Below are 17,935 nucleotides of genomic sequence, written 5' to 3' on the forward strand. Positions count from 1 at the left end.
CCTGGTCGAGCAGAAGGTGTGGTGCGAGCTTCTCAGCTGGTCCGATCCTGCCGCCGCGGGCGGCGGCAGGGCCAGACCGATCTGCTGATGACGGGCATCAGTCCTCGTGATGCCGGGGTCGCCGCGCCGGCAGGGCGCGCGCCAGCACGGAGGCGACGACCAGCAGCCCGGCCCCCACGAGGAACGCCGTCCCGAAGCCCGACGTCAGCGCCGTGGCGTCGTCCGCTCCGCCGTGCCGGGCGGCCACCGCGCTGGCCAGCGACACCAGCGCCGCCAGTCCGACGGCGCTGCCCACCTGGCGCGAGGTGTTGAGCAGGCCGGACGCCAGCCCCGTCCGCTCCGGCGGGAGACCGGACATCGCGGTGACCGTGAGCGGCAGGCCCGAGGCGCCGAAGCCGGCCATGGCCAGGGTGAGCGGCACCAGCACGTCGACGGCGTAGCGGCCCTCGACGTCGATCCCCGACAGCCAGGCCAGCGACCCGGCGGCGACCAGGGCGCCCAGCACGTAGCTGCGCCGCGGCCCCAGCACCGCCATCCACCGCGACGCCCCCCGCGCGCCCAGGGCGATGCCGACGGCCCCCGGCGTGAGCGCGAGACCAGCCTGGAGCGGGTCCATGCCGAGCACGCGCTGCAGGTACAGCGCCAGGAAGAACATCGTCGTCGGCAGCAGGCCGCCGACGAGTGCACTCAGCCCGTTCGCGACGGTGACCGACCGGACGCCGAACACGTCCAGCGGGACGACCGGCTCCTCGGCCCGGCGTTCGACCAGCACGAACAGCGCGGCCGACGCCACGGCGAGCGACAGACAGCCGAGCGTGGCCGCCGACGTCCAGCCGCGCTCCTCCCCCAGGATCACCGCCCCGACGAGCGCCGCGGTGGCCACGGTGACGGTCACCGACCCCGGCACGTCGAGCCGCCCGCGCACGTGCCCCGGCGGCCGGCCGGGCAGCGCCCACAGCGCGGCCAGGACCAGCGCGACACCGAGCGGCACGTTGACGAAGAACACCCAGCGCCAGCTCAGCAGCCCCGTGAGCAGGCCGCCGATGACGCCGCCGAGCGCCGAGCCCGACGCGGCCGCCGCCGTGAGCAGGCTCAGCGCCCTGGCCTTCGCACGGGCGTCGGGGGAGCCGGCGGCGACCAGGCTCAGCGTCGTGGGCACGAGCACCGCGCCGCCCAGCCCCTGCACGAACCGGGCGGCCACGACCTGCCAGCCCTCCTGCGCCAGGCCGGCCGCGAGGCTGGCCGCGGCGAAGAGGCCCAGGCCCACGACGAACGCCCGCTTGCGCCCGAACAGGTCGCCGACCCGGCCCCCGAGCAGCAGGAACCCGGCGAACGTCAGCGCGTAGCTGCTGACCACCCACTGCAGCCCGGTGGGCGAGAGCCCGAGGCTCTCCTGCATCGGCGGCAGGGCGACGTTGACGATCGACGCGTCGAGGACCGCGATGAACTGCGCCGCGCAGGCGATCGCGAGCAGCACCCCCGTGCGCCGCGGCGGCACCGGGACCGGTGCCGCCGCAACTGCCGGCCGCATTACCGGAAGGTGTCCTCGAACTCGGTGTACGGCTTCGGCGGCTCGGGCTCCAGCGTCTGCGCCCGGTCGTTGGCGTACGGGTGGTAGACGGTCTCCACCGGCTCGTCGACCGGCGGCAGGAAGATGGGGACGCCGTCGTCGCCGAACCAGGCGAGCTGCGAGTCGTGGCTCTCCTGGTTGTCCCTGGCGAAGGAGATCCAGTCCCGGTTGAACGGTGCCCGGGCGACCTCGTAGCAGCGGAAGTGCCAGATCCGCCACTCGCCGTCCTGCTTGACGAAGTCGACGCCGTACTTGCACCACACCCAGTGCGCCCACACCGGCTTGCCGTCGACCTCCCCGCCGGAGAACACCCACGGCGGGGCGCTCTCGGCGACCTCGGGGTCCATGAGCCCGGACTCCAGGCCGGCCATGATCCAGATGCCCTTGGCGGTCTGCCCGTCGGCGCCGACCTCGATCACCGGGGTGGTCGTGTAGTGGAACAGCAGCTTGCCGATCGGGCGCGGGCGGCCGCGGTGGTAGGCGGTCACCGACTCGTAGGTCGTGTAGCGGCCGACGTTGTTGTAGCGCGACCACATGCCGGGGGTGCCCGGCTCCGCCCAGAGCTCGGCGATGATCCGCTCGTCCTCGTAGGCGTTGTGGTAGTGCATGTAGCGGTTGAAGACGTTGTCCACCGCGCCGCGGTCGGCGGCGCGGGTGGCCTCCCGGCGCGTCTGCTCCAGCTGCTCCTGCAGCTCGTCGACGCGGCGGGCGAGCGCCTCGACGGAGATCTCCGTGGTCGTCATGTCAGCTCCTGTCCTGGTGGGTCGTCGGGGTTGCGGCGGTGCCGCTACTCGCTCGCCGCGCCCGCGACCGCCGGCACGTCGGCCAGGTCGGCCGCCAGCGCCCGGGCGGCCCGGATGGCGAGGGCGACGCTGGTGAGCGTCGGGTTGCACGAGTTGGCGGTCGGGATGAGCCCGTTGCCGGCCAGCACCAGGCCGGGCACGCCCCACACCCGGGAGAGGGGGTCGCACACGCTGGTGCCGTCGTCGGCGGGACCCATGCGGACGGTGCCCATGTAGTGCAGCGAGCTGCCGGCCGGCATGACCTTCGGCATACCGTCGAGGAACTCGCCGAGCGCGGCCGCCGCACGCGCCTGGTGCACGCGGGCGCGGGCGAACTCGGCCTCCTCGCGCTCGGTGAGCTCGTAGGCGATCCGGATCCCCGGCAGGCCGTGCTCGTCGGGGCGGTCGTCCTCGAAGGTCAGCCGGTCCTCCGGGCGGGGCCACTTGCGGATGCCCCAGCCCATGCCGACGTAGCCGGCCGGGTTGTCCCGGAACCGGCTGCCCTCGGGCAGCGGCGCCGGCGACACCGGGTTCCACATGAGCTGCGCGTGGTAGGGGTGCCGCTCCTCGTCGAAACCGACGGACACGATCGCCCGGATGGGGTCGACCGGCGCCGTCGGGTCCTCCCGCTCGGGCAGCAGGTCCGGCCGCACGGCCACCACGCCGAACAGCAGCGGGTGCTCGGTCAGGTACCGGCCGAGCGCGGCCGGCCGGATGCCGGAGGCCCACAACAACTGCGGCGTGCGCAGGGCGTCGGCGGCGACGACGACGGCGTCGGCGCGCACCTCCTCCTCCTCGCCGGTGCGCAGGTCGCGCAGCACGGCGCCCACGACCCGGTCCCCCTCGCGGACCAGCCGCACGCAGAGGGTCTCCGGGCGCAGGGTGAACCGCTCGTCGTCCGGTACGCCGTCGAGGACGACGTCGGTGCCGCTCCAGCGCAGCGAGCCGTCCGGCCGCGGGTCGGCGGCCACCGGCAGCGGGCGGACGGTGATGCCGTCGGGGGCGAACTCGGCGCGGACCGTCTCGAGGATCGCCGTCGCCTGGGGCGAGCCCGCGAAGTCCGGCCGGTGGACGTGCAGCAGCCCCTCGGCCTCGGTGACCAGCTCCTCCCACTCGGCCGCGTCGAGGAACGGGATCCGCTCGCTGCCCACCGGCCGCGGTGTCGCGCACGTCCAGTGCACGCCCTGGCCGCCGACGCAGGTGGCGCCGGCGGCGGCCGGCATGCCCGGGGAGCCGTCGGCGGCGCGGCCGATGAGGTGCGTGCCCTGCCGGGCGGTGATCGTGCCCTCGACGACGACCCCGCCGGGGATGCCCGACACCCCGCTCTCGGAGGAGGGGCCCTGGGAGGCCAGCCGGGCGGCCGCCTGCTCCTCGGGGTCGGGGATGTTCTTCACGTTCGTGCCGGCCGGGCGGCTGACGAGCGGCCCGGCCTCGACCACGAGCACCGAGACGTCGGTCAGCTGCTCGAGCAGCACCCGGGCGTGGGTGGCGCCGGTCGGCCCGCTGCCGACGATCAGGATCCGGGCGGTCATGCGTGCGCCTCCTCGGCGACGGGGGACGGAGCCGACCGGGCGGCCGGCTCCGCGGCCAGCTGCGTGGCCACGGCCCGGGCGGTGAGCACGCCGAGGGCGACGGCGGTGAGGGTGGGGTTGCAGGCGGTCGCGGTGGGGATGACGTTGTTGCCGCCGACGTAGAGGTTGGCGGTGCCCCAGACGCGGCCGGCCGGGTCGCAGACGCTGGTGCCGTCGTCGGTGCCACCCATCCGGGTGGTGCCCAGGTAGTGCAGCGAGCTGCCCGGGGGCATGACGAACGGGTCCCCGAGCGGGCGGCCGAGGGCCCGTGCCGCCGCGGCGACCTCCTCGACGGCAGCGGCGATCGAGGCCCGGTCGGCGTCGCCGAGCGCGTAGTCGATGCGGATGGCCGGCAGCCCGTGCGGGTCGGCGGTGTCCTCGTCGAACCAGACGCGGTTGTCCGGCGAGAGCTCCTTGCGGCAGAACCAGCCGAGACCGACGACCTGCCCCGGCCGGACGGCGGTCCCCGGGTCCAGCGGCACCGGGGAGGCGTCCATCTGCATGACCTGGCCGTGGAACGGCCGGTCGGCGGCGTAGGGCACCCAGGAGACACCGGAGACCGGGACGATCGCCCCGCCCCCGGGCGCCGCGGCCGCCGTGACCGGCAGGTCGGCGTCGACCGGCGCGTCCGCGGGGACGTGCCGCTCGTCCAGGAGGGACGCCGCCATGACCTGCGGGTGCTCGGTGAGGTACCGGCCGAGCGCCGGCGGCCGGATGCCGGAGGCCCACAGCAGCTGCGGCGTCCGGAACGCGTCGGCCGCGACGACGACGGCGCGGGCGGGGATCCCGTAGCGCTCCCCCGACGCCAGGTCGACCGCCTCGACGCCGCTGACGCGGTCGCCGTCCCGCAGGACCCGCCGGGCCAGGGTGCCGGTGCGCAGCTCCACGTCCGGCCGGTCCCACAGGTCCCCCGCGATGATCGCCGGGCCCGTCCAGTGCAGCGAGCCGTCCTCGCCGACGGACACCGCGACCGGCATCGGCCCGGCGGGGCGGCGGTGCGGCCGGTCGAACAGCTCGCCCAGGACCCGCTGCACCGCACCGGTCAGCGGCGCCCGGTCGAAGGCGTGCGTCGTGACCGCCAGCAGCGCCTCGGCGCGGGTCAGCGCCTCGTCGAGCACCGCCGGGTCGACGCAGTCGGGCACCTCGTCGTCCACCGGCCGCGGGCAGGCCGCGGTCCAGTGGGCGCCCATCCCGCCGACGTTCGTCGAGACCGCCGCGTTGGGCATGGCGGCCGCGCCCACCAGGGTGGTCCCCGGCCGGGCCGGCGTGCCCCCCGGCAGCGGGCCCGGCCCGGTGGCCAGCGCCGCGAGGGCGGCGTCCCGGGCCTCGACGTCGAGGATGTTCTTCACGTGGCCGCCGGCCGGGTCGCCCAGCGCCTGCCCGGCCTCGAGCACGAGGACCCGCAGGCCCGGGCCGGTGTCGGCGAGCTCCCGGGCCACCGCGGTGCCCACGGGCCCGGAGCCCACCACGACGACGTCGTAGGAGGCGCTCATCGGGCGGCCACCGCGGGCTCGGCCTCGAGCAGCCGCTTGAGCATGTCGTGCTGCGCGCGGACCTGGTCGAAGGCGCTGTACCGGTCGCTGTAGGCGTGCGCCTCGTACTCGCTGGAGATGTAGCCGTCGTAGCCCTGCTCGCGCAGGACCCGGGCGACGGCGGGCCAGTCGATCGACGGGTCGGTGAGCCCGTCGGGGCCCTCGACGATGCCGTAGAACTTGCCGTGCACGTGGACGACGTGGGGGAAGAAGTCGGCCCACCGCTCGGGCGCCATCCGCCCGTGCATGGTGAACAGCATCTTGAGGTTGCCGATCTGGGGCGGCGTGGCGCCGGCCTGCGCCGCCCGCCGCTCCAGCTCCGGGAACTTCGCCATGGTCGGGCCGGGCTCGGCCCACAGTTCCTTCGTGAGCGCGGTGAGCTCCGGGGCGATGCCGGCGACGCGGTGGGCGTCGTCCACGGCGTCCGGGACCGCCCGCATGCTCGCGCTCATGTCGGGGATGAAGCCCAGCCAGGGCGTGTCCAGCCGCGTGAACAGCTCCTCGAGCGCCGCGACCGGCGGGGCGTCGATGGTGAGCGGGGCGTGGATCTCCACACCCACCTTGACACCGAGCTCCTCGGCCAGCGGCAGCAGCCGCTCCAGGATCGCCGGGCCGGTCTCGATGCCGACGCGCGCGACGGGGAAGCCGAGCGCGGCCGCGCCGCGCAGTTGCACGGCGACGTACTCGTAGGACTCGTCGTCCGAGAGCAGCCGGCCGGGGTACAGGCCGAGGTCGTTGTTGATGGCCAGGCACGACGGCGTGAGCCCGGAGGACTCGATGACGCCGCGGACCTCCCGCTCCTGGTCCCCGGACAGGCGGGGCCAGCCGCGCAGGCTCTGGAAGGCGACCATCTCCAGCCCGGGCCCCAGGTCGCGGGCGGCGACCTCGCCGACGAGGGAGGCGAAGTCCCGGCCGGGCCTGCGCTGCTCCAGGGTGAGGCTGAAGAGGGTGGTGCCGAGGCGGGGCAGCCCCGGCGCGGTGTCGGTCACGAGCGTGCTCCCGCCGCGGTGAGGGTCTTGTCGGTGGCGCTGGGCGCCACCAGGGGCACCCGGTCCGGGCCGGTGAGGATGTAGGGGATCGACAGGCCCAGCAGCAGCTGGACCCGGTGCTCGCGGCCGGGCGCGGTCTCGACCGGCGTGTGCAGCACCAGCGGGTCGGTGGTGAACCAGTACTCGTCCCCGGCCGAGGCCACCTCCGACAGCGGGTGGCGGGTGCCGTTGACGGTGACCGACAGCTCGGCCGGGTCGATCCGCCGGCCGTCGACGGTGAGGTCGACGCGGGCCAGTGAGGGCAGCGGCAGGGCGCGGTACCAGTGCGAGTAGACGGCGATGTCCAGGCCGTCGGGGGTGGCGGTGAGCGAGTCGGCGCGCACCACCTGGTCGTCGAGGGGTCCCATGTCCGTTCCTCTCAGGCGGCCAGCGTCAGGCGCTTGCTGTCGCGGCCGCCGCCGGGCACCGGCATGTACGAGATGCGCAGCCGGACGGTGACGGCGACCTCGTGCTCGCCCGGCGCCAGCGGCTCGTCGGTCTCGAAGGCGAGCTGCGCCCGCTCCCCCATCTCCCACCGGTCGTCGGTGGTGTGCGGCAGCTGGTCGAAGCGGTAGGTGTGCCCGTGCACGGTGAACGTGGTGCGCGACGGGGGCACGGGCCGGCCGTCGAGGACGAGGTCGACGGCCTCGACCATCGACAGCGTCAGGCCCCGGTAGTACGGCATCCGGACCTCCACGACCCCGCCGGTGCGGCCGTCGTCGAGGACCCGGAAGCCCTCCTCGCACACGATGTACTTGTCGAACACGTCGGTCTCCTCAGCGGACGGAGGGGCTCAGGCGGTCTCGCCGAGCAGGCGGGCGAACATGGCGTGCTGGCGGCGGACCTGCTCGACGCTGTCGACCGGGTGCACGTCCTGGATGTGGCGGTTGCCCTCGTACTCGCTGGACAGGTGGCCGTCGAAGCCGCCCTCGACCAGCACCGGAACGATCCGGTCGTAGGGGATCGAGTACTCGACCCCGTCGTCGGTCATCTCGTAGAACTTCGCCTGGATGTGCCCGATGAGGGGCATGTGCTCGAGCATCGCCTTGGGCTCGCTCCAGATGTAGTGCGTCGCCTGGCGGGCCAGGCCGAAGTCGGCCGGGCCGCCGCCGCGGTAGTTGACGACGTCCATCAGCGCGTGGGTGTCGCCGTGGTCGTCGTAGGTCTTCACGATCAGGTCGACCAGCTCGGGCTCGGCGCCGTCGCGCAGCGCCCGCTCGCTCACCACGCGCGGGAAGCGCTCGACGTAGGTCCCCATGTCCGGCATCAGGCCCAGCGCCGGCGAACCCGTGCGGTGCATGACCTCGAGGTGCTCGAGGATCCACGGGTGCTCGTAGTGGAAGGGGGCGTGCACCTCGAGCAGCAGCCGGACGCCCTGCTCCTCGGCGTAGGGCGCCGCCTCCTCCATGACCTCCGGCGGGGTGTTGATGATCGCCCGCACGATGCCCGCACCCAGCCGCACCGCGATGTCGACGTCGCGGCAGATCGAGGCGACCTGCTCCTCGCGGGTCAGCCAGCGGTCGGGGTGCAGCTTGGTGTCCAGGAAGAGGTCGGTGGCGACCGGCGTGGTGCCGTACCGCTCCATCCAGGCGAACCAGTCCTCGACGAACTCGTCGCTGACGTGCGGGAACCCGGGGATCATCTGCTCGGGGATGATCTCGATGCCCCGGGCGCCGATCTCGCCGGCGACGCGGATGCAGTCCTCCACGGACAGCGTCCGGAGGAAGTACTCCTCCTGGAACGAGTAGAGGCTCACGCCCCGCTTGATCTGGTGTGCCGGTGCGCTCACGGGGGTCCTCCCGGTCAGGCGGTCGCCGCGACCAGGCGCGGGGACCGCGGGGCGATGGCCTGCCCGGTGGACAGGTCGAAGAAGTGCAGGGCCGACGGCGGGACGGCGAACTGGGCGCGGGTGCCCTCGCGGACGGCCGCGGTGCCGGGCAGCCGGGCGTGGAGGACCGAGCCGGCGCCCAGCGCCCGCAGGTCCTCGGCGGCGGCCTGGTCGATGTCGGCGGCGATCTCCAGCGTCGCCTCGGTGACCACCGGGTCGGCGTCGACGCGGAGGTGGACCAGCTTCTCCGGGGGGAGGTTCTCCACCAGCTCGACGTCGGCGACCAGCCGCGGCCACGTGGGGTCGGAGCCGGCCACCGCGCGCAGCGCCTCGGGACGCAGGCCGAGGGCGACCGGGGTGGCGTCCGCGCCGGCGAGTGCCGGGTGGGCGTCGAGCGTGCCGGCCGGCAGCACCAGCCGCTGGGAGCCGAGCACGATCTCGGCGCCGGTGGGCGTCCGGGTCACGGTGGCGCTGACGACGTTCATCGGCGGGGAGCCGATGAACTCGGCGACGAACAGGTTGGCCGGGGACTCGTAGAGCTCGTCGGGGGTGCCCAGCTGCTGCAGCACGCCCTTGCGCAGCACGGCGATGCGGTCGCCCATCGTCATGGCCTCGACCTGGTCGTGGGTGACGTAGAGCGTGGTCGTGCGGTACTCCCGCTGGAGGCTGCGGATCTCGGCGCGCATCTGGCCGCGCAGCTTGGCGTCGAGGTTGGACAGCGGCTCGTCCATGAGGAAGGCCTGCGGCTGGCGCACGATCGCCCGGCCCATGGCCACCCGTTGCCGCTGCCCGCCGGAGAGCGCCTTCGGCTTGCGGTGCAGCAGGTCGGTGAGGCCCAGGGACTCGGCCGCCCTGTCCACCCGCTTCCCGACCTCGGCCTTGGCGACACCGGCGCACAGCAGCGGGAAGCCGATGTTGTCCCGCACGGACATGTGCGGGTAGAGCGCGTAGTTCTGGAAGACCATCGCGATGTCGCGCTGCGAGGGGTGCACCTCGTTCACGACGCGGTCACCGATGAGCAGGGAGCCGTCGGAGATCTCCTCCAGGCCCGCGGCCATGCGCAGCGCGGTCGTCTTGCCGCACCCGGAGGGACCGACGAGGACGAGGAACTCGCCGTCGCGGATGGACAGGTCCAGCTCGGAGACGGCCTGCGTCCCGTCCGGGTACCGCTTGGTGATCCGGTCGTAGGTGATCGATGCCATGGCTGCTCCTGCTGCGGGTGGGGTCGGTCAGGACGGGCTGTCGGCGGGGGCGGGCCTGCGGGGGTCCACCCAGTGCGGGAGGTCCCAGGGGCGGGCCAGGGCGTCCCGGAGGCGGGCGGCGAGGTCCGCCCCCTCGGGCAGCGGTGAGCTGCGGCCGTCGTCGCGGACGTAGACGCGGCAGGTGAGGGCGGACGCCGCCTCGACGGGGAAGAGGTCGCGGCGGCCGACGGAGAAGGTGGGCGACCCGGGGAAGCCGAGCCGGGCCGCCTCCTCGCGGGTGCCGACCTCGCGCTCGACGACGTGCACGTCCGCCCGGCCGAGCTCGGCGAGGGTGTCCCGGAGCAGGGCGGCGGCCCGGTCGTGCGTGGGGCAGCCGGCCCACCAGAGCAGCTCGACCCGCCACTTCAGCGAGCAGCCGGCCGGCGAGGTCAGCGGCCGGGCCACCGCGCGCCCGGCCAGCACGTCGTCCAGGGCCGCACGCAGCCAGGCGGCGTCCTGGGCCGGGTCGTCGTGGTCCCCGTCAGGGGCCCCGTGGTAGCGGACCAGCCCGGCGCGGTCGACGACGAAGACCTCCGGGGTGGCGGTCGCGCCGTAGGCCCGCGCGACCGACTGCTCGGCGTCGCGGAGGAAGGGGCCGGCGAGCTCGCCGGCGGCGACGCGCTGCCGCATGCCGGCCGCCGAGTCCTCGGGGTGGTCGGTCTCGTCGTTGCTCACGACCTGGAGCACGGCGACGTCGCGGCCGGCGTAGGCGCGGGCGACGTCCTGGATGCGGCCGTGCCAGGCGCGGGCGAAGGGGCAGCCGTTGGCCGTGAAGACGACGACGGTCGCGGCGCGTGCGCCCGGGTCGAGCCGGACCGTCCGGCCCTCGGTGTCCGGGAGGGAGAACGACGGTGCGGGGTCGCCGACGGCCAGCCGGCGGTCGGCGCGGGGGCGATCGCTCACGGGGACTCCCTCGGTGCGGAGGCCACTGTCCGTGACCTGGGGTACACACTTCCTCCGATAGCCGGAGGAAGTCAACGACGCGGGTGCCTGTCCGTGCTGATGCACGGCATCGGCGCGGGTGATGGAGCGCGGTCCGCCGGTGGGAGGGCGCGCGGGAGGACTACTTGATGCCGCCGGCGAAGCCCTGGATGAAGCGCTTCTGGGCGAAGAGGTAGAAGGCGAGGATGGGGACCATCGAGATGATCACGATCGCGAAGATCTTGTTCCAGGCCGAGACCAGCGAGCCGACGTAGTAGTACATCGACACCGTCAGCGTCTGGCTGTCCGAGCCGCCCAGGAAGATCAGCGCGGAGAAGAAGTCGTTCCAGACGATGAGGCCGGTCAGGATGGCCACCGTCCCGGTCGCCGGCGCCATCAGCGGGAGGACGACGCGGAAGAACACCCGTGCCGGACTGGCGCCGTCGAGCGCTGCGGCCTCCTCGTAGTCCCGGGGGAGGTTGCGGAAGAAGCCGGCGTAGAGGAACACCGCGAGCGGCATCAGCGTGCCGACGTAGAGGACGACCATCCCCCACACCGAGCCGACCAGGCCGATCTGCCGGGCACCGATGTAGAGCGGGATGAGGCCGAGCTGGGTCGGCAGCACGATGGCGACGAGGAAGAGGTAGAAGGCGACGCTCCCCCACCTCGCCGTCGTCCGGGCCAGGACGTAGGCGGCCAGCGAGCCGAAGGCGACCAGCCCGACGATGCTGCCGACGGTGATCACCACGCTGTGGAACAGGCCGAGCAGGATGTTGGAGTCACCGCCGGCCGTGAGCACCTCGGTGAAGTTCTCGATGGTCGGCCGGCTCGGCGGGGTCGAGGAGCCGGTGGTGAGCAGCTCCTCGTCCGGCTTGAGCGCGTTGATGACGAGGAAGTAGAACGGCAGCAGGGTCAGCAGGGCGACGGCCCAGACGAGCACCTCGCGCAGCGCCGTCGCCTTCGTGTAGCGGAACATCGGCTCGGATCCCTTACGACCGGTCCTTGGTGGCAGCCTGCTGCAGCACCGAGAAGACGAGCATGATGAGGGTCAGCAGGAGGGCGAGTGCGGCGCCGAAGCCGAAGTTGCTCAGCGCGAACGTCTCCTTGTAGACCTGCGTGGCCAGTGTCTCCGTCGCTCCCGCGGGCCCCCCGCCGGTGAGCGCCATGACCTGGTCGAAGACGCGCAGGCCCTGGATGAGCATGAGCGTCGACGCGATCGCCACCGAGGGGCGGATCGACGGCAGCGTGATGTGCTGGAAGCGGCGCCAGGTGCTGGCGCCGTCCAGCGCCGCCGCCTCCTCGATCTCGGCCGGCACGGTGGCCAGCCCGGCGAGGTAGATGACCATGACCATGCCGGTCGTCTGCCAGGCCATGACGACCAGCACCGCCCACAGGGCCAGCGTCGGGTCGGCGAGCCACGTCTTGGGCGCCATGCCGAACCAGCCGAGGACGCCGTTGAGCGGGCCCTTGAAGTCGAAGATGAACTTCCAGATGTAGGAGACCGCCAGCGGGCTGAGCACCACCGGCATGAAGAACAGCACCCGGAGCAGGTAGCGGGTCCTCAGCGTGCGGTTGAGCGCCAGTGCCAGCAGCAGCCCGACGACGTTGGTGGCGATCAGGAAGCCGAAGGCGAGGAACAGCGTGTTCTCGAGCGACCCGATGAGCGCCGGGTCCTCGACGATGCGCCGGAAGTTGTCCAGGCCGACGAAGTCGAAGTCGCCGATGCCGGTCCAGTCGGTGAAGGCGTAGAACGCCCCGCCGGCGGTGGCGACGTAGTGGATCAGCAGCACCGCCAGCACGGCGGGCAGCGCCCACCACCAGCGGCCGTAGGTGATGAGCGGCCGGCTGCGCCGGGAGCGGGCGGGGCGCCCGCCCCCGGCGGCCGGGACCGTGCCCCGGACGACTGCACCGGTGTCCTGCGGGGTGCCCATGGTTGCGGTCATCGTCAGTCCCTCGGTGCGTTCCGGAGGTGCGGTCGGGAGGTGGTGCCGGGGTCAGCCGGCCCGGGTCACTGGTCCCAGGCCTGGTCGATCGACTCGAGCACGGACTGGACGTCGCCCTGGCCGGCGAGCAGGCCCTGGACGCCGGTCGACAGTGCGTCGTACACGCCCGGGTTCGGCCAGGCGAGGTTCGGCAGCGGCGCGTAGTCGCCGTCGGACAGCAGGTCGGCGACCGGCTCGTACACCGGCGAGAGGTTCTCGTCCGGGCCGGTGATGGCGACCCCGCCCTGCAGCTCGGTGAACCGCGCGGCGTTCTCCGGCTCGGCCATCCAGGCCAGGAACTCGCGCGCGGCCTCCTTGGCGCCCTCGTCGGCCGAGGCGTTGATCGACAGCGCGTAGTTCGGGCTCGCCAGCAGGAACGGCTCCCCGCCGTCGGCCGGCGGGAACGGCTGCACCTGCAGCTCGAGACCCGGGGTGGCCTTGGCCAGCTCGGTCGCCGCGGCTCCGGGGACGAAGGCCCCGAGCGACGTGCCCTGGGTGAGGCCCTGGGTGATGGCGTCGAAGCCGCCGCCGGCCGCGCCCTGCTGGAAGCAGCCGGCCTCGTTCATGTCGACGATCGTCTGCAGGGTGGCCTGCCAGCCCTCGCTGTCGGCGAAGCTCACGTCCCCGGCCGAGCGCTGCTCGTTCCAGTCCGGGGTCTCGGCGTAGACCCGGGTGGCGGAGATGGCCATGGCCATCAGGCCCATGTTCGGCGGCGCCGAGCCGGCGACCGCGAGGAAGGACTTGCCGTCGCCGGCGAGGGTGCCGCAGTCGTCGAGCATCGCGGACTCGTCCGCGGGGACCTCCACGCCCGCGTCGGAGGCGGCGCCGGAGTTCCACACCACCCCGACGGGGATGATGTCGGTCGGCTGCGCGTAGACCTTGCCGTCGATCTCGAACAGCGACTCGTTGCCCTCGGGGATGAGAGCCGCCGACTCCTCGCCGAGCTCCTCGATGTAGCCGCCCTCCGCCAGCGGCAGCACCGCGTTGGCGTTGCCCGCGCCGGGCGAGAACATCATCACGTCCGGGGCGCTGCCGCCCTGCAGCTGCGTGCGCATGGACAGGCCGTAGCTGTCCGGCGGCAGGCCCTGCGTCTCGATCTGGACGCCGGTCTCCTCGGAGTACTGGTCGGCGAGCAGCTGCCAGGGGTTCTCCTGCCCGCCCGAGGCGTTCTCGAAGGCGAAGCTGAAGCTGTCCGCGGACCCGCCGGAGCCGCCCGACCCGCTGTCGTCGTCACCGCCCCCGCACGCCGCGAGCGTCAGTGCGCTCACCGCAGGCACGGCGACGAGGACGCCGATGCGGCGGAGGCCCCGGTGGCGTTGCTGGGTCATGAGGTTGCCCTTCCTTCACGTGTCCGCGAACCGGACGACGACCGATGCTGGGTCTCGAGCGCCGCGTCCGGTCTCTGCTGGCACCGTCCGCGTGATGGCAACCACATACTTCTGCCAGTCAACGGAGGAAGTCAATGCAACGTGGGCGTAACGCTGCTGATGGGCCGCATCAGCGGCGGTGATGACGTGGGCTCCCGCCGAGACGGCGTCAGGCGGGCCCGGGTGCCGGGCCGCAGGCCACGTCGGGATGACCGGCCGGAGACCCCCAGGGCAGCCAGCGCGCCAGCCGCTCGGCCTCGAACACGCTGTCGAGGACGAGGTGGACGGCGCCGGTCAGCCCGGCCGCTTCCCCCAGGGCGGACAGCTCGATGCGGAGCATGCGCGTGGCCAGCGGCAGTGAGCGCCGGTAGACCGACTCCCGGACAGCGGCGAGGACCTGGTCCCCGGCGTGCACCACTCCCCCACCGAGGACCACCAGGCCGGGGTTGTAGAAGCTGACCAGGGTCGCCAGGGTGCCGCCGACCAGCCGGCCGGCCCGGGCGAGGAGGGCGCGGGCGGCGGGGTCACCGCGTTCCGCGGCGGCGGTCACGTCCGCTGCCGTCAGGCCGCCGCGAGCGGCGAGGGCCTCGGCGAGCGCCGGACTGCCTCCTCGTTCCGCCAGCCGGCGCGCCTCGCGGGCCAGGGCCGCCCCGCCCGCCACCGCCTCGAGACAGCCCACGTTGCCGCACCGGCAGGAGACCGCACCGGCCTCGGCCACGGCCACGTGCCCGATGTCGCCGGCACACCCGTTCACGCCGCGGTGCACCCGTCCTCCGGACACCAGTCCGGCGCCGATGCCCGTGCCGATCTTGACGTAGAGCAGGTCGCCCGCCTCGGCGGCGGCCGGGTTGGCCCTCACCTCGCCCAGCGCGAGCACGTTGACGTCGTTGTCCACCCAGACGGGGGCGGCGAACCGGCCGGCCAGCCGCTCCCGGACGGGGTAGCCGTCCCAGCCGGGCATGATCGGCGGGGCGACGGGCCGGGAGGTGGCGAACTCGACCGGACCGGGGACCCCGACCCCGATGCCCCACAGCGGTGGCGGGGCGGGGAGCCGGGCGAGCAGGTCCTCGACCAGTCGCTCGACCCGGCCGAGGACCACGTCCGGCCCGTCGGCGACGTCGACCGCCTCGCGGGACGCGGCGAGCACGCTGCCGGAGAGGTCCGCCAGCCCCACCGTCATGCCGGTGGCACCGATGTCCACGCCGGCGACCAGCCCCGCGTTCCGCCGGAGACGGAGCCGGCGTGGCGAGCGGCCGCCACTGGACGGCGCGAGTCCGTCCTGCGCGACGAGGCCGGCCGCCTCCAGGCGTGCCACGCGCTGGGACACGACCGTCCGGCCGAGCCCGAGCTGCTGGACGAGCCGGGGATGCGTGGTGCCCGGTCGGGATCGGATGGCGTCGAGGACGGCCACCAGACCGTCGAGTCGCTCACCGGGGACCGGCGCGCCGCCCCGGCGCCGGGTGTCCGCGCTCACGAGCGGAGCGTAGCCGGACTTTTACCTGCGTGCGGAGAAAGCAGGCGGACCGACGCGGACACGGTGCCGGCCTCAGGCCGGCAGGCCCTCCTCCAGGGTGGCCACGGTCCCGGAACGGTCGCGGGCGTCGAGGACCGTGGGCAGGTTCTCGGGGCTGAACAGCTCCCCCAGCGCGAACTCGACCGCGCCGGTGATCCCCGCGATCTCCTGGTCGAACGCGGACGGCTCGATGCGCAGGTCCCGCGTGGCCGCGGGCAGCGCCGACCGGTAGATCTCCTCGCGGATGGCCGCCAGGACGTGCGCGCGAGCCCGGGCGATGCCGCCGCCGACCACCACCAGGTCGGGGTCGAACACGGTGACCAGGGTCGCCAGGCTCCGTCCGAGCAGCGTCGCGGCCCGGTGCAGCAGGGCCCGGGCGGCGGCGTCCCCGGACCCCGCGGCCCCCGTGACGTCGCTGGGGCGGATCCGTCCGGTCCGCTCGAGGACCCGCGCCAGGGCCGGGCTCTGGCCGGTCTCGGCGAGCAGCCGCCCGTCGCGCACCAGCGCCCCGCCCCCGGCGACCGCCTCGAGGCAGCCGGTCCTGCCGCAACGGCAGGCGACGTCGGCCGCGCCGGGCACCGGCAGGTGGTCGATCGCCCCGGCCAGCCCGTGGGCGCCGCGGTGGATGCGGCCGTCGACGACCACGGCGGCGCCGATGCCGTAGCCGCCGCCCAGGTAGACCATGTGCCGGGAACGCGCGGCGAGGGGGTTCACCCGCCGCTCCCCCAGGGCCGACAGGTTGGTGCGGTTGTCCATCCACACCGGCACCCCGAAGCGGTCGGTCAGGCGCCGGCGCGTCGGGTGACGGGTCCACTCCGGCATGGTCGGCAACGCCGCGGGACCCCCGTCGTCGTAGGCGACGGGGCCGGGCATCCCCACCCCGAACGACCACAGGCTGCGGCCGGCACCGACGCCGTCCACGAGCTCACCGGCCAGCTGCTCCACGAGCGCCACGACGACGTCCGGCCCGTCGACGACGTCGATCTCCCGGTGCCGTGTGTCGAGCAGGGCGCCGGACAGGTCGGCCACCCCGACGACCAGCTCGTTCGTGGCGATGTCGGCTCCCAGCACGTAGCCGGCCCCGCTGTTGAGGCGCAGGCGGCGCGGTGCCCGGCCCCCGGTGGAGGGCCCGAAGCCGTCGGAGACGACGAGGCCGGCGGCCTCCAGCTCCGCGACCCGCTGCGCGACGACGCTGCGCCCGAGCCCCACCTGCTCGACGAGCATCGGCTGGGTGATGTCCGACGAGCTGCGGATGGCGCCGAGCACCGCAGCCAGGCCCGTGTAGCGATCACTCGGCACGACAGCGCCTCCTCCCCGAACGGCTCCACCCATCATCGGTGCAGGCGCCCGCGTGCCGGCGTCCCACCGGGACGAGCTGGTCCCTCTGGGGGACCGCACCGGGACCTCGCGCCCATCATCCCGCCACGGGCGCTCCGAGACACGTCCGTCCTCTTCTCTCTCGCGCTGGGAGCTCTCCCTCACGCCCGGGTCGACGCACCCGACGTCTCCCGTGAGGTGATGGACGTCCTCGGTGCCGCCGTCGGCGGAGAAGGGTGGCCGGCGGGGCGAGGAGGTGGTCAACCGCCCCCGGAGAGCCGTCAGGGGCCGTTCCGGATCCACCCGGACCGGACCCACCGACGAGGAGGCACGGCTCGACGAGGTGCCACCCGGGATCTGGAGCGGGGAGGGCCACCCGGCGGGCGAGCCTCCCCACCACCGCGTGATCGGTGTCAGATGTCGAGGGCGCCGGTCCGGGTGAGGTGCTCGGCCACCTCGGTGAGCTTGCGGTTGCTGTCCTGGCTGGTCTTCGCCAGCAGCGCGAACGCCACGTCCGCGGTGATCTTGTAGCGCTCCATCAGGATGCCCTTGGCCTGTCCGATGACGTCGCGGCTGGCCAGGGCGGTGGTGATGTGGTGGAGGTCCTGGGCGTCGGCGACCGCGATCGCGGCGTGGCTGGCGAACAGCAGCCCGACGCGCTCGGACTCGTCGGTGAACGCCCCGGGGCGGCGGGCCAGCAGGTTCAGCGCCCCGAGGTCGCTCTCGTGCACGAACAGCTGGAAGCACAGCATGCCGGCCACGCCCAGCTCCGCCGTGGCCCGGCGGGCCAGCTCCGGCCAGCGCGGGTCGGTGGCCAGGTCGTCGACGCGGACGGTGACGTGCTCGTACATGGCGTCCAGGCACGGGCCCTGCCCGACCTCCTGCTGCAGGTCGTCGAAGCGCCGCGCCCGCTCACCGGTGGCCGCGGCCGACAGCACCCGGCGGCGGCCCTGCACCAGGCTGATCGTCGCCTCGTCGGCGCCGGGGATCGTCCCCCTGACCGCGGAGACGATCGTCCCCATGACCGCCGTGGCGTCGGTCTGGTGCTGCATCTCCCGCGCCAGGTCGGCCAGCCGCTGGGACAGGTCCTGGCGGACCGCATCCCCGGTGGCCTGCGCCGAGGGCAGTCCTCGGCGCCCGGCCGGCGCGGCGGGAGCCTCGGTCCGCGAGCGCCCGTCCGCCGGGGGTCCGGCCGGTGCAGGACTCCTGCGGTCCATGACGGAACTCTGGCACGGCGCGCGGTCGAGCGGAATGCCCGTGGTCCGTTCCGCGGCCACCGGCCT

At 74.1% G+C, this 17,935-nt stretch carries 16 protein-coding genes; all 16 read right to left on the reverse strand.

Annotation, left to right across the window (positions count from 1 at the left end; genetic code table 11):
- Window positions 1-97 precede the first annotated feature (97 nt).
- Window positions 98-1,531, reverse strand: coding sequence for an MFS transporter (locus tag CHC04_RS10995; RefSeq protein WP_089403913.1), 1,434 nt, complete (start codon window positions 1,529-1,531; stop codon window positions 98-100).
- The gene (locus CHC04_RS11000) at window positions 1,531-2,313 is read right to left on the reverse strand and encodes a nuclear transport factor 2 family protein (protein ID WP_089403914.1); all 783 of its coding nucleotides are present in this window, start codon (window positions 2,311-2,313) and stop codon (window positions 1,531-1,533) included. Before CHC04_RS11000 ends, CHC04_RS10995 begins: the two co-directional genes overlap by 1 nt.
- A gap of 44 nt (window positions 2,314-2,357) precedes the next feature.
- Window positions 2,358-3,884 (reverse strand): GMC oxidoreductase, encoded by a 1,527-nt coding sequence (locus CHC04_RS11005; protein WP_089403915.1) that lies wholly within the window; start codon window positions 3,882-3,884, stop codon window positions 2,358-2,360.
- A complete protein-coding gene (locus CHC04_RS11010) occupies window positions 3,881-5,416 on the reverse strand; it encodes a GMC oxidoreductase (RefSeq protein WP_089403916.1) in 1,536 nt (511 codons plus the stop codon). The genes CHC04_RS11005 and CHC04_RS11010 overlap by 4 nt, the downstream gene beginning before the upstream one ends.
- Window positions 5,413-6,444 carry a sugar phosphate isomerase/epimerase family protein gene (locus CHC04_RS11015; RefSeq protein WP_089403917.1) on the reverse strand — a complete coding sequence of 344 codons (1,032 nt, stop codon included), beginning with the start codon at window positions 6,442-6,444 and terminating at the stop codon, window positions 5,413-5,415. Before CHC04_RS11015 ends, CHC04_RS11010 begins: the two co-directional genes overlap by 4 nt.
- Entirely contained in the window at window positions 6,441-6,851 is a 411-nt protein-coding gene (locus CHC04_RS11020) for a C-glycoside deglycosidase beta subunit domain-containing protein (protein WP_089403918.1), read from the reverse strand. Before CHC04_RS11020 ends, CHC04_RS11015 begins: the two co-directional genes overlap by 4 nt.
- A gap of 11 nt (window positions 6,852-6,862) precedes the next feature.
- On the reverse strand, window positions 6,863-7,249 hold the full coding sequence (locus tag CHC04_RS11025; RefSeq protein ID WP_089403919.1) for a C-glycoside deglycosidase beta subunit domain-containing protein: 387 nt from the start codon (window positions 7,247-7,249) through the stop codon (window positions 6,863-6,865).
- 27 nt (window positions 7,250-7,276) lie between these two features.
- Entirely contained in the window at window positions 7,277-8,272 is a 996-nt protein-coding gene (locus CHC04_RS11030; protein ID WP_089403920.1) for a sugar phosphate isomerase/epimerase family protein, read from the reverse strand.
- Between the two features lie 14 nt (window positions 8,273-8,286).
- Window positions 8,287-9,513 carry an ABC transporter ATP-binding protein gene (locus tag CHC04_RS11035; RefSeq protein ID WP_089403921.1) on the reverse strand — a complete coding sequence of 409 codons (1,227 nt, stop codon included), beginning with the start codon at window positions 9,511-9,513 and terminating at the stop codon, window positions 8,287-8,289.
- A 27-nt stretch (window positions 9,514-9,540) separates the two neighbouring features.
- On the reverse strand, window positions 9,541-10,455 hold the full coding sequence (locus CHC04_RS11040; protein ID WP_141233761.1) for a thioredoxin family protein: 915 nt from the start codon (window positions 10,453-10,455) through the stop codon (window positions 9,541-9,543).
- Between the two features lie 160 nt (window positions 10,456-10,615).
- Window positions 10,616-11,449, reverse strand: a complete 834-nt coding sequence (locus CHC04_RS11045) for a carbohydrate ABC transporter permease (RefSeq protein WP_089403923.1) — start codon at window positions 11,447-11,449, stop codon at window positions 10,616-10,618.
- 13 nt (window positions 11,450-11,462) lie between these two features.
- Complete coding sequence (locus CHC04_RS11050; RefSeq protein WP_089403924.1) at window positions 11,463-12,416, reverse strand: carbohydrate ABC transporter permease; 954 nt, start codon at window positions 12,414-12,416, stop codon at window positions 11,463-11,465.
- Window positions 12,417-12,481: 65 nt separating this feature from the next.
- Window positions 12,482-13,783, reverse strand: coding sequence for an ABC transporter substrate-binding protein (locus CHC04_RS11055; protein WP_089403925.1), 1,302 nt, complete (start codon window positions 13,781-13,783; stop codon window positions 12,482-12,484).
- 208 nt (window positions 13,784-13,991) lie between these two features.
- A complete protein-coding gene (locus CHC04_RS11060; protein ID WP_089403926.1) occupies window positions 13,992-15,296 on the reverse strand; it encodes an ROK family transcriptional regulator in 1,305 nt (434 codons plus the stop codon).
- A gap of 72 nt (window positions 15,297-15,368) precedes the next feature.
- Entirely contained in the window at window positions 15,369-16,634 is a 1,266-nt protein-coding gene (locus tag CHC04_RS11065; RefSeq protein WP_176449938.1) for an ROK family transcriptional regulator, read from the reverse strand.
- 431 nt (window positions 16,635-17,065) lie between these two features.
- Window positions 17,066-17,869, reverse strand: coding sequence for a GAF and ANTAR domain-containing protein (locus tag CHC04_RS11070; protein ID WP_089403928.1), 804 nt, complete (start codon window positions 17,867-17,869; stop codon window positions 17,066-17,068).
- Window positions 17,870-17,935 lie beyond the last annotated feature (66 nt).

The sequence above is a fragment of the Geodermatophilus saharensis genome, from assembly GCF_900188205.1.
GTDB lineage: Bacteria > Actinomycetota > Actinomycetes > Mycobacteriales > Geodermatophilaceae > Geodermatophilus > Geodermatophilus saharensis.

What these genes read in the sequence shown, in the direction of transcription:
- CHC04_RS10995 (WP_089403913.1), bottom strand. Translation starts at nt 1,531, where the DNA reads ATGCGGCCGGCAGTTGCGGCGGCACCGGTCCCGGTGCCGCCGCGGCGC.
- CHC04_RS11000 (WP_089403914.1), bottom strand. Translation starts at nt 2,313, where the DNA reads ATGACGACCACGGAGATCTCCGTCGAGGCGCTCGCCCGCCGCGTCGAC.
- CHC04_RS11005 (WP_089403915.1), bottom strand. Translation starts at nt 3,884, where the DNA reads ATGACCGCCCGGATCCTGATCGTCGGCAGCGGGCCGACCGGCGCCACC.
- CHC04_RS11010 (WP_089403916.1), bottom strand. Translation starts at nt 5,416, where the DNA reads ATGAGCGCCTCCTACGACGTCGTCGTGGTGGGCTCCGGGCCCGTGGGC.
- CHC04_RS11020 (WP_089403918.1), bottom strand. Translation starts at nt 6,851, where the DNA reads ATGGGACCCCTCGACGACCAGGTGGTGCGCGCCGACTCGCTCACCGCC.
- CHC04_RS11035 (WP_089403921.1), bottom strand. Translation starts at nt 9,513, where the DNA reads ATGGCATCGATCACCTACGACCGGATCACCAAGCGGTACCCGGACGGG.
- CHC04_RS11045 (WP_089403923.1), bottom strand. Translation starts at nt 11,449, where the DNA reads ATGTTCCGCTACACGAAGGCGACGGCGCTGCGCGAGGTGCTCGTCTGG.
- CHC04_RS11050 (WP_089403924.1), bottom strand. Translation starts at nt 12,416, where the DNA reads ATGACCGCAACCATGGGCACCCCGCAGGACACCGGTGCAGTCGTCCGG.
- CHC04_RS11055 (WP_089403925.1), bottom strand. Translation starts at nt 13,783, where the DNA reads ATGACCCAGCAACGCCACCGGGGCCTCCGCCGCATCGGCGTCCTCGTC.
- CHC04_RS11070 (WP_089403928.1), bottom strand. Translation starts at nt 17,869, where the DNA reads ATGGACCGCAGGAGTCCTGCACCGGCCGGACCCCCGGCGGACGGGCGC.